This is a genomic window from Brevundimonas vesicularis, assembly GCF_032067225.1.
GTDB classification, from domain to species: Bacteria; Pseudomonadota; Alphaproteobacteria; order Caulobacterales; family Caulobacteraceae; genus Brevundimonas; species Brevundimonas vesicularis_F.
The window spans coordinates 38,835-49,264 of the sequence record NZ_DAMBJX010000020.1; the positions used below are offsets into that span (position 1 = coordinate 38,835).

Below are 10,430 nucleotides of genomic sequence, written 5' to 3' on the forward strand. Positions count from 1 at the left end.
GCCAGTCGGACCGGCTGCCCATGATGATCGCCACCGGGGTTTCGGAAGTCGCCATGTCTGCAAGGCCCCTCGCGGAAAGGCGCCGGTTACAGCACGCGGGTGACGCCCGCAACCGCAACACCGTGATTTCAGCCGCGTCGGCCCGTAATGTCGGCCTTCAATGTCGGCGGATCACGCTCTACCATCGTTCGACCGCGCGACGCAGACTGAGTCGCGCCTTCGGAGCCATTCCTGCGCCGTGACCGACGTGGCCGAACACGACCTGACCGCCGAGATCGCGCGCCTGCGCGTCGAGCTGGAAGCGTGGAAGACGCGCGCCGCGGCCGCCGAGGCCGCCGCCGACCACGATGTGCTTACCCCCGCTTTGAACCGGCGCGGCTTCATCACGGCGATGCAGCGGACCATGGCCTATTGCCAGCGGCACGGGGTGCCGGCGGTGCTGCTGTATCTGGACATGGACGGGTTCAAGAGCGTCAACGACAGCCTTGGCCATGCGGCCGGCGATGCGGCCCTGGTCGCGGTGGCGGAGTTGTTCCTGGCCAATCTGCGTGAGTCGGACGCAGTCGGCCGGCTGGGCGGCGACGAGTTCGCCCTGCTGATGTTGCACGCGGGCTATGAAGAGGGCCGGGCCAAGGCGCGTCAGCTGGCCGAGGCTCTGAAGACCGAAGGCTTCGTCTGGGACGGCCAGAAGACTGAACTGGGCGGCTCTTTCGGGGTGCGCGCCTGGGACGGCCATACCGACGCCCAGGTGTGGCTGACCGAGGCCGACGCCGCCATGTGGGTGAGGAAGAAGGGGCGCTGAGGCCCCTTCCCGCCCCTGCCGCTTAAAGCGGCAGTTTCAGCTGAATGCCGCCCATGTGGCTGTCGGCGTGGTCGCCGAAGCGGCCGCGATAGCCGACCGTCACCTTGACCGGGCCGAGCGAACCCTCGACGCCGGCCGAGGCCAGGAACTGGCCGCCGAACGGATCGTCGATCTCGCGCGAAAGCACCTGGGCCGGGTTGTTGTAGAGACCGACGCGCACCGGATCGGAGCTGTCGTCCAGGGCGTCGCGGTAGCCCCCTTCGGCGAACAGGCCGAACCCGCCCATTTCAGCCTCGGCGCGCAGGGCGACCTCGCCGGTCAGGGCCTTCACGGTGCGATCGCCGTACTGATACTGGGCGCCGACGCCCTGTTCGTAATAGCCGTCCACGTCGCTGGACACATAGGCCAGGCCCGCACGGGGCGACAGGGCGACGCCGCCCATGTCGAACCACATGCCGCCCTGCAGACGCGCGCCGCTGCTGAGGGCGCGGGTTTCGGCGGTGTGGACGATCGGCGCCAGGCTGGTGGTGCGTTCGATGTCGTCGATGTTGTCGCGCGCCACGCCGACGGCGGCGTTGACGAAGACATCGCCCGAGCGCCAGCCGCCATAGACGTCCAGGCCGAAGCTCTCGACGTTGAACTGCAGCGCCTGGCTTTCGACGTCGGTGTTGCGCGCCGTGCCGGCCAGACCAAAGCGCCAGTTGGCCGAGGGGCCGGCCTCAAGCGCGATACGGGCGCCCCAGCCGTCGCTGGACGAACTGGTGACCGAGCCGCGCGCGTCGGTGTCGACGCTGTCGATCAGGGCCGAGGTGGTGACGGACACGCCGGCCTCCCACGGCTGGCGACCCGACAGGGCCTCGCCGGCGGCGTCCAGGGCGTCCTCGCGGTGACGATAGGCCGTCTCCCCCTGCAGGGTCGATTGGGCGCCGATGTCGCCATAGTAGAGGTAGTCGGTCGCCAGTTGGGCGATGATCCGATGGCCCGCCGCGGTCGGGTGGACGCCGTCGAAATAGAAGTAGCTGTCCGGGTTCGTGCAGACCGTCACGCCGTTGAAGCAGGGCTGGGTGATGTTGGTGATGCCGAACAGGCCCGGATTGCCGGCCAGGGTGTCACCGATCTTGAACAGGTCCATCATGATGATGTTGCTGCCTGGGCGGGCGGCGGCCGTGGCGGTCAGATTGGTCTGAAGCGCCGTGTTGAAGGTAGTGACGGCGAAGTCGGCCAGAGGCGCGGCGGTCGTGCCACGGAACTGAGGCGTCAGGCTGAGCTTGGGCAGGTTGGTGACCAGGATGGTCCCGGCCCCCGCGCCCGCTACAGTGTTGACCAGGCTGTTGATGTTGGCGGCGGCCGTGGTTGCGACCGGGGTGATGGCGGCGACCGGGCTGGCGGAAGCGCCCGCGGCGGGCAGACCCTGGAAGATGTCGTTGGCGCCGCCCAGGACGCTGACCAAGTCGGTCGAGCTGAACCGGCCGCCCGCAGCGGTGTAGCGCGACAGCTGGTTCAGCATGCCGAACGGCACACCGGCCGAGGCGTCGGTGCGCGAGCCGCCGAAGGCGTAGTTGATGCTGCCCGTGACCGAGCCGTTGAAGTTGGCGGCGTTGAAGCCCAGCAGTTCGACGAAGGTCGGCCCGTTCGAGAAACGGCGCGCATAGGGCGGCGACGGAGGCTGGGTCCCGCCCGAGATCAGAAACAGGTTGCCGTTGTCGCTGAGGCTGTCGCCGAAGACGACGAGACGGTTGTAGGTCTGGGCCGAGGCCGAGCCGGCAAAGGCGCAGGCGGCGAGCGCCAGAGCGGCGACGGCGCCGCCGGTGATGAAGCGTGACATGAAATTCCTCCCGCAGCCGTCGTTGCGCGGCCGTTCGACGTGAGGATGCGCCAGTTCGCGCAGAGCGCAAGATGCCGCGAGGTCAGCTTTGAGAAGATATTTGCGAGCGACGTATCACTGCAACGTGCGGAACTTCAGCGTGCCCGGCACCATCTTGAGTTCGCGTAGCGCCTCCGGGTCGTAATCGCGGTCCACATCGGTGATGACATAGCCCGTGCGCTCGTCCGTCTTCAGGTGCTGACCCAGGATGTTCAGGCCCGCCGACGCCAGGGCGCGGTTCAGTTCGGCCAGGACGCCCGGCTGGTTCCTGTGGATGTGCAGGATGCGGTGCGCGCCCGAAACGTCGGAGAGCTGGACGTTGGGCAGGTTGACGCTGAAGGTCGTGTCGCCCCGGTTCAGATAGCCCAGCAGGCGTTCGGCCGCGAACTCGGCGATGGCCTCCTGCGCTTCTTCGGTCGAGCCGCCGATGTGCGGCGTCAGGATCATGTTGGGCAGGCCCTGAAGCGGGCTCTCGAAGGGGTCGGCGTTGGTGCGCGGCTCTTCGGGGAAGACATCGACGGCGGCGCCGGCGACCCGGCCCGAGCCGATCGCCTGGGACAGGGCGCCGACATCGACCACATGGCCGCGCGCCAGATTCAGGAACAGCGCGCCTTCCTTCATCCGGGCGAACTGGGCCGCACCGAAGATGTTGGCGTTCTCCTTGCGACCATCGACATGCAGGGTAACCACGTCGCTTTCGGCCAGCAGCGCGTCCAGCGAGCGCATGCGGCGCGCATTGCCCAGGGCCAGGCGCTCCGACAGGTCATAGAACAGCACCCGCATGCCCAAGTTTTCGGCCAGGACCGACAGCTGGCTGCCGATCGCGCCGTAGCCGACGATGCCCAGGGTCTTGCCGCGCAGTTCCTTTGAGCCGGTGGCGGACTTGTTCCACTTGCCGACGTGCATGGCCGAGGACTTGTCCGCCACGTCGCGCATCAGGACGATCATCAGGCCGATGGCCAGCTCGACCACCGAGCGGGTGTTCGAATAGGGGGCGTTGAACACCGCCACCCCGTGATCCGAGGCCGCGTCCAGGTCGATCTGGTTGGTGCCGATGCAGAAGGCCGCGACGGCCATCAGGCGGTCGGCCTGTTCCAGCACGCGGCGGCTGACCGTGGTCTTGGAACGGATGCCCAGGACATGGACGCCCTTGATGGCCGCGATCAGATCGTCCTCGTCCAGCGCGCCCTTCTGGGTTTCGACCGAATAGCCCGCCTCTTCCAGCCGCTCGACGGCGGCGGGGTGGATGTTTTCCAGGAGCAACATCTTCATGCGGCTGCGCGGGAAGGACCAGCGGCCGACAAGGCCTTCGGCATGGAGCACCTCGTCGAGCGACGCGGCCTCGGCGTCGGCGACCTGGACCACCGGCGCGCGGCGCACGACCTCGGTGAAGGCGTAGAAAGCGTCGGCGGCGCCCGCGATCTTGACCTCGGCGTCGTTCCAGCCGTCGCCCACCATGACGACGCGACCGGACAGATTCAGGCCGTGAATGGCGGTCGGCTTGCCGTTGGCGTGCGACAAGGGGTTGGCGTCGTCAACGCCCACCACGCGGTCGTCGGCGTCATAGATCAGATCGTTGCACAGCACGCGATCGGTAGAGACGCCCAGCTCTTCGGCGACGGGCGCAATCACCTCGCGGAAGCCGCCGGAGAGGATGACGACCTTACCCTTGTTCTGCTGGAAGAAGTTCAGATTGCGCCGCACAGACGCCGTCAGGTGGTCTGACGCGCTCTGGGCCAGGGCCGCGACATGGGCGCGGGTCAGCGGCAGCAGCGCCAGCCGGCGGCGCAAAGCCTCGCCGAACTCGATGTCTCCGGCCATAGCGTGGTCGGTCAGGGCGGCGATCTGAGCGCGCGTATCGGCTGCGCCCGGCGCGTCCGCCAGGGCGATGTCGGCCAGGGCCTCAAGGGTTTCGAAATCGACCAGGGTCGAATCGAAGTCGAAGATCAGGGTGGGGCGCGCGCTCATGGGCGGCGTCTTAGCGGCCTTCGCGCCTGCGGCAAAGCCGAGCGATGCTGCTCACTGGGGCAGATGCGCTAAAAGTTTGCCGCCCGCCGCAGTTTTCACCGGGCGGGCGACACGAAAATGTCAGAAGCGGGCGATGCGACGCACGTGGCTGTCGGGACGACGGCTTTCGAGAACCGCTGCGCCGACGGCTGCGGCGATGGTCGCCACCGCCAGAAGGGCGCCGCCTTCGCGGGCGTGGTCACGCGCATATTGACCGGCGTCGTCAGCATAGCGGCGCGCCGTCTTGCCATGCTTCTTCAGCGCCTTCTTGCCGTCCTTGCGGGCCGAACGGAACCAGTCGTCGGCGCGGTCGCGCACGTCATAGGCGGTGTCTGCGGCGCGGTGGCGGGCGTCGCGCGAAAGTGCGCCGGCGCGTTCACCGACATCCTCGGCCCGGTGGCGGAAGGCGTCCACGGCGTCATGGAAACGGTCGCGCAGTTCGGACGTGTCGACCCAGCCGCGCGGGTCGATACGCGACTTGATGCGCTGGTAACGGGTGGGGCCGCTGCGTTGCGTCAGATAGACGACGGCGACGGCGCCGAGCGCGACCGCGAGGAGGCTGCCGGCGGTGATGCCGGGGTGTTTGCGAATCTCTTCGATCGGATCGATATCGCGGATCATCGGCGGAACCTCTTCAGTTATTGGCGTCATGAACGGAGCGACGGCTCCGCTTGAGCCAAAAGAGCGATCCGCGCCGAAATCGGTTCCGTCGCCCTCCCCCAGACCGGGCGGATTAGCCCCCTTATCAAGCCGCCCGCGGGCGCCTACATAGCCGCGATCCCGAAATGACGCCCCAAAGGACCTCGCCGTGACCGATCACGCGTCCAACACTTCCGTTTCCGACGATCTGGCCGCCGCCTTCCAGATCGAAGGCTGGCCCGTGCGCGGCCGCCTGGTTCGCCTGGGCGCGACCATCGACAAGATCCTGGCCGCCCACGCCTATCCCGAGCCTGTCGCCGCCCTGTTGGGCGAGGCCTGCGCACTGGCCGCCCTGATCGGCTCCAGCCTGAAGTTCGAGGGCCGCCTGCTGGTCCAGGCCCAGGGCGACGGCCCCGTGCGCTACGTCGTCGCCGACTATGGCACCGACGGCTCACTGCGCGGCTATTGCCGCTACGACGAGGCCGAGGTGGCCGAGGCGTCGCAGGGCTTCGCACGTCCCGGCGCCCGATCGCTTCTGGGCCAGGGCGTCTTTATCATGACGCTGGATCGCGGCCCGGATTTCGAGCGCACCCAAGGGATCACGCCGATCGAAGGCGAGAGCCTGTCGCTGGCCGCCGAACACTATTTCCAGCAGTCGGAACAGGTGCCGACCAAGGTGCGCCTGGCCGTCGGCCAGGTTCAGACCGAGGCCGGATCGCAATGGCGCGCCGGCGGGGCGATGATCCAGATCATCGCCGGCGACGAGGCACGCGGTTCGACCGAAGAGGTCTGGGACCGCACGCGGGCCCTGTTCGGCACGCTGGGGGATGACGAGCTGGTCGATCCGACGATCTCGCCCGAGACGCTGCTGTTCCGTCTGTTCCACGAGGACGGCGTGCGGCTGGAGGGCGCGCGAGAACTGACGGCCGTCTGCCGTTGCTCGCGCGAACGGATCGCCTCGGTCCTGGCCTCGTTCGATCCCGCCGAGCGCGCCGACATGTTGGAAGACGACGGCAAGATCCGCGTCACCTGCGAATACTGCGCCACGGTCTATGCGCTGGACCCCGACGAAGTGGTCGCAGAGCAGATCTAATTTAAAAAGGGCGGCTCCGGGAGCCGCCCTTTTTTGGACCTTAGCCTTCCAAATCCAGCGAATAGCCCGCCGAGCGGACCGTGCGGATGGGGTTGGCGCTTTCGTCGGCGATGGCCAGGGCCTTGCGCAGGCGACCGACGTGGACGTCGACGGTGCGGGCCTCGACATAGACGTCCGAGCCCCAGACGGCGTCCAGCAGCTGCTCGCGGCTGAACACCCGCCCGGGGTGCTGCATGAAGTGGTCCAGCAAGCGGAACTCGGTCGGGCCCAGATGGACCTCCTTGCCGTTGCGCTTCACCCGGTGCGAGACGCGATCGACAACGATATCGCCATGGTTCAGGCGGTCGTCGGCCAGGCCCGGACGAATGCGGCGCAGGACGGCGCGGATGCGGGCGATCAGTTCGACCATCGAAAAGGGCTTGGTCAGATAGTCGTCGGCGCCGGTGTCCAGACCGCGAACCCGGTCGTTCTCCTCCCCGCGCGCCGTCAGCATGATGATCGGCAGGTTGCGGGTCTCGGCCTTGCCGCGAATGCGACGGCAGACCTCGATGCCCGACAGCTTGGGCAGCATCCAGTCCAGCAACACCAGATCGGGCAAACGCTCGTCGATCTGGAGCATGCCCTCCTCGCCGTCGGCGGCGACGGCGACGTCGTAGCCTTCCTTTTCGAGATTGTACTGAAGAAGGGTCGCCAGCGCGTCCTCGTCTTCCATCACAAGGATATAGGGCTGCACGTCGGGTCTCCGGTCTCGGGTCAGTGCGTCGAAAGGTTCGGCGTCGGATCGGAATCCTCAGCCGTGGGTTGGGCGCGCGGGCGTTCGCCCACGATGTCCTCGCCCGTGATCTCGTAGTGAACGGTCTCGGCGATGTTGGTCGCGTGATCGCCGATCCGCTCCAGGTTCTTGGCCATGAAGAGCAGATGGGTGCAGGCGCCGATCGTGCGCGGATCGCCCATCATGTAGGTCAGCAGTTCGCGGAACAGGGCGTTGTAATGCTCGTCGACCTCGTCGTCGGTCTGCCAGACCGCGACGGCGCGATCGAGTTCCGAGGCCGTATAGGCGTCCAGCACATCGCGCAGGCGGGTCGAGACAAGCCGTCCCATCCGCTCGATCGAACGGGTCAGGGGCTGCATCGGCTGGGCTTCGGCCAAGATCAGCGCGCGCTTGGCGATGTTCTTGGCCAGGTCGCCGGTGCGCTCCAGATCGGTGGCGATCTTCATGGCGCCCAGGGTGCGGCGCAGGTCGCTGGCGACCGGCTGGCGCAGGGCGATCAGGCGGATCGCCTTCTTCTCGATATCGCGGTGCAGGGCGTCCAGCTTCAGATCGCGTTCGACCACGGCGCGGGCCAGGGCGATGTCGCGCCGGGCGACGGAGTCGATGGCGTCCGCAACCTGGGCCTCGGCGAGACCGCCCATGCGGGCGATCTCGGCCGTGATCTGGTTCAGTTCGTCGCCATAGGCTTTGACGGTGTGCTGGTTCATCGGATTAGCCGAAGCGTCCCGTGATGTAGTCGAGCGTGCGCCGTTCGCGCGGATTCTGGAAGATGTCTTCCGTGTCTCCGGTCTCGACCAGACGGCCCATGTGGAAGAAGGCGGTGCGTTGCGACACGCGCGCGGCCTGGGCCATCGAGTGGGTGACGATGACGATGCAGAACCGCTCACGCAGTTCGTCGATCAGCTCCTCGATCCGCGCCGTGGCGATGGGGTCCAGCGCCGAGCAGGGCTCGTCCATCAGGATGACTTCGGGGTTCACGGCGATGGCGCGGGCGATGACCAGACGCTGCTGCTGACCGCCCGAAAGTCCCATGGCCGACGATTGCAGGCGGTCGGCGACCTCTTCCCACAGGCCGGCGCGCTTCAGCGCCTTTTCAACGACCTCGTCCATCTCGGCCTTGGACGACACCAGGCCGTGGATCTTGGGTCCGTAGGCGACGTTTTCGTAGATCGATTTCGGGAAGGGGTTCGGACGCTGGAACACCATACCGACGCGGGCGCGCAGCAGCACCGGGTCGATGGAGCGGTCGTTGATGTCCTCGCCGTCCATGGCGATACGGCCCGTGACCTTGGCCCCGGCGATGGTGTCGTTCATGCGGTTCATGGTCCGCAGGAAGGTGGACTTGCCGCAGCCCGACGGGCCGATCAGGGCCGTGACGGTCTTGTCCGGAATATCCAACGAGACGTCGTAGAGCGCCTGTTTGCCCTCATAGAAGACCGAGACGTCGCGCGCGGCGATCTTGATCGGACCGACGGGCGGGCTGTCGATCACGGCGGGGCCCGACCGGGGCGTAGCGTCCTCGACACGCGGTTCGGCGGCTGCGCCCTTGGACGGGGCGATTTCGGGCAGGATATGACCGCCCATGCGCGGTGCTTCGGTCGGATCGATCGAGCCGGTGCCGGTCTGGTCCTCGGCGGAGCGGAAAATACGGAATTTCATTCTCTTACCACCGACGCTCGAAGCGCCGCCTCAGGATGATGGCCGCCGCGTTCATGATGATCATGAAGACCAGTAGGACGATGATCGCCGCAGCGGTGCGTTCGTGGAAGGCCCGCTCCGAGGCGTTCTCCCAGATGTAGATCAGCGAGGGCAGCGCGCCGACAGGCTGGTCGATGGCGTGCGGCACGCCCGGCACGAAGCTGACCATGCCGATCAGCAGCAGCGGCGCGGTCTCGCCCAGGGCGTGGGCCATCGAGATAATGGCGCCGGTCATGACGCCGGGCATGGCCAGCGGCAGGACGTGGCTGAACACCGTCTGGGTCTTGGATGCGCCCATGGCCAGGGCGGCCTCGCGGATCGACGGGGGCACGGCTTTCAGCGCCGAACGTGTGGCGATGACCAGGGTCGGCAGGGCCATCAGCGCCAGGACCAAACCGCCGACGATCGGACTGGCGCGCGGCAGATGCATCCAGTTGATGAACAAGGCCAGACCCAGCAGGCCGTAGACGATCGACGGCACGGCCGCGAGGTTGTTGATGTTGACCTCGATGATGTCGGTCAGCTTGTTCTTGGGCGCGAACTCTTCCAACCAGATGGCCGCGCCGACGCCCAGCGGAATGGCGATCAGGGCCGTGACCATCAGCATCAGGGCCGAGCCGACCACGGCGCCCAAGACGCCCGCCAGTTCCGGCTGCGTCGAATCGCCGTTGGTGAACAGAGCCGTGTTGAAGTGCGAGCCAATCACGCCTTCGGTCTGCATCCGGTCCAGCCAGGCGATCTGCTGGTCGGTCAGGCGGCGCTGATCCTCGGGCGTCTCCCTGGAGATTTCGCCCTTCAGATACAGATCGGCGTCGTCGGACAGCGGCACGGCCAGGGGTACGGTCTCGCCGATGACTTCGCTGCGCTTGGCCACCAGATCGGCGGCGACGAACTTTAGCTCCGACGAGAACAACCGCTTCATCTGCGCGGCTTTGGTCCCGGCCGCGTCGTCCGCAATGCCCATGCGGGCCAGCTGCTGCTCGGCGGCCAGTTGCTCGAAGTTGGAGCCCTGCGGGTAGGCGCGGTCCACACGCTCCGGGTCCATGAAGACCGGCACGGTGACGGTGTGGGTGTAGAAGGCGGTGTGGCCCTGCTCGACGATGCGGACCAGCAGCACGGCCAGGAACAGCATGGCGGCCGCGATGGCCAGGCGGCCATACCATTTGAAGCGCGTTTCCTTGGCGTGACGACGCTTCAGACCTGCACGCAGGCGGTCGAGACGTCCCTTGGCGGCCGCGCCGTCGATCTGATCGGGGGTCGCGTCAGTCATATTGTTCCCGATAGGTCTGCACGATCCGGTGGGCGATGATGTTCAGCATCAGGGTCACAAGGAACAGGGTCAGGCCCAGGCCGAAGGCGGACAGAGTCTTGGCGCTGTTGAACTCTTGGTCGCCGGTCAGCAGGGTCACGATCTGCACGGTGACGGTGGTGACGGTGTCCAGCGGGTTGAAGGTCAGGTTGGCGGCCAGGCCCGCGGCCATGGTCACGATCATGGTCTCGCCGATGGCGCGCGACACCGCCAGCAGCAGGGCGCCGGCGATGCCCGGCAGCGCGG

10 protein-coding genes and 2 pseudogenes are annotated in these 10,430 nt (G+C 67.2%); 3 read left to right on the forward strand and 9 right to left on the reverse strand.

Annotated features, from left to right (window positions below; translation table 11 throughout):
* A partial coding sequence (locus tag RT123_RS07140; protein WP_313008535.1) for a hypothetical protein occupies window positions 1–242 on the forward strand: 242 nt, incomplete at its 5' end.
* The gene (locus tag RT123_RS07145; RefSeq protein WP_313008536.1) at window positions 239–802 is read left to right on the forward strand and encodes a GGDEF domain-containing protein; all 564 of its coding nucleotides are present in this window, start codon (window positions 239–241) and stop codon (window positions 800–802) included. The genes RT123_RS07140 and RT123_RS07145, both read left to right, overlap by 4 nt.
* Before the next feature lie 22 nt (window positions 803–824).
* Here the strand turns inward: RT123_RS07145 and RT123_RS07150 are convergent, their stop codons facing one another.
* The 4 genes and pseudogenes from RT123_RS07150 to RT123_RS07160 all read right to left on the reverse strand — a co-directional run bounded on the left by RT123_RS07150 (window position 825) and on the right by RT123_RS07160 (window position 5,294).
* Entirely contained in the window at window positions 825–2,627 is a 1,803-nt protein-coding gene (locus tag RT123_RS07150) for an autotransporter domain-containing protein (protein WP_313008537.1), read from the reverse strand.
* A gap of 114 nt (window positions 2,628–2,741) precedes the next feature.
* On the reverse strand, window positions 2,742–3,989 hold the full coding sequence (serA, locus tag RT123_RS07155; RefSeq protein WP_409514899.1) for a phosphoglycerate dehydrogenase: 1,248 nt from the start codon (window positions 3,987–3,989) through the stop codon (window positions 2,742–2,744).
* 117 nt (window positions 3,990–4,106) lie between these two features.
* Window positions 4,107–4,634 (reverse strand): annotated as a pseudogene (locus RT123_RS15740) (HAD-IB family phosphatase); the annotation flags it as partial.
* A gap of 120 nt (window positions 4,635–4,754) precedes the next feature.
* On the reverse strand, window positions 4,755–5,294 hold the full coding sequence (locus RT123_RS07160) for a hypothetical protein (RefSeq protein WP_055755006.1): 540 nt from the start codon (window positions 5,292–5,294) through the stop codon (window positions 4,755–4,757).
* Window positions 5,295–5,481: 187 nt separating this feature from the next.
* Here RT123_RS07160 and RT123_RS07165 point away from each other — a divergent pair, with 187 nt between their 5' ends.
* Window positions 5,482–6,405 (forward strand): Hsp33 family molecular chaperone, encoded by a 924-nt coding sequence (locus tag RT123_RS07165; RefSeq protein WP_313008539.1) that lies wholly within the window; start codon window positions 5,482–5,484, stop codon window positions 6,403–6,405.
* Window positions 6,406–6,445: 40 nt separating this feature from the next.
* Here the strand turns inward: RT123_RS07165 and phoB are convergent, their stop codons facing one another.
* From phoB to RT123_RS07190, 5 genes and pseudogenes are all read right to left on the reverse strand, one after another.
* Window positions 6,446–7,138 (reverse strand): phosphate regulon transcriptional regulator PhoB, encoded by a 693-nt coding sequence (gene phoB, locus RT123_RS07170; protein WP_313008540.1) that lies wholly within the window; start codon window positions 7,136–7,138, stop codon window positions 6,446–6,448.
* Between the two features lie 20 nt (window positions 7,139–7,158).
* The gene (phoU, locus tag RT123_RS07175) at window positions 7,159–7,884 is read right to left on the reverse strand and encodes a phosphate signaling complex protein PhoU (RefSeq protein ID WP_017505976.1); all 726 of its coding nucleotides are present in this window, start codon (window positions 7,882–7,884) and stop codon (window positions 7,159–7,161) included.
* 4 nt (window positions 7,885–7,888) lie between these two features.
* Entirely contained in the window at window positions 7,889–8,836 is a 948-nt protein-coding gene (gene pstB, locus RT123_RS07180; protein ID WP_313008541.1) for a phosphate ABC transporter ATP-binding protein PstB, read from the reverse strand.
* Between the two features lie 4 nt (window positions 8,837–8,840).
* Entirely contained in the window at window positions 8,841–10,145 is a 1,305-nt protein-coding gene (gene pstA / locus RT123_RS07185; RefSeq protein WP_313008542.1) for a phosphate ABC transporter permease PstA, read from the reverse strand.
* A pseudogene (locus tag RT123_RS07190) lies at window positions 10,138–10,430 on the reverse strand (phosphate ABC transporter permease subunit PstC); the annotation flags it as partial. The pseudogene RT123_RS07190 and the gene pstA, both read right to left, overlap by 8 nt.

What these genes read in the sequence shown, in the direction of transcription:
- RT123_RS07150 (WP_313008537.1), bottom strand. Translation starts at nt 2,627, where the DNA reads ATGTCACGCTTCATCACCGGCGGCGCCGTCGCCGCTCTGGCGCTCGCC.
- RT123_RS07160 (WP_055755006.1), bottom strand. Translation starts at nt 5,294, where the DNA reads ATGATCCGCGATATCGATCCGATCGAAGAGATTCGCAAACACCCCGGC.
- phoU (WP_017505976.1), bottom strand. Translation starts at nt 7,884, where the DNA reads ATGAACCAGCACACCGTCAAAGCCTATGGCGACGAACTGAACCAGATC.
- pstB (WP_313008541.1), bottom strand. Translation starts at nt 8,836, where the DNA reads ATGAAATTCCGTATTTTCCGCTCCGCCGAGGACCAGACCGGCACCGGC.
- pstA (WP_313008542.1), bottom strand. Translation starts at nt 10,145, where the DNA reads ATGACTGACGCGACCCCCGATCAGATCGACGGCGCGGCCGCCAAGGGA.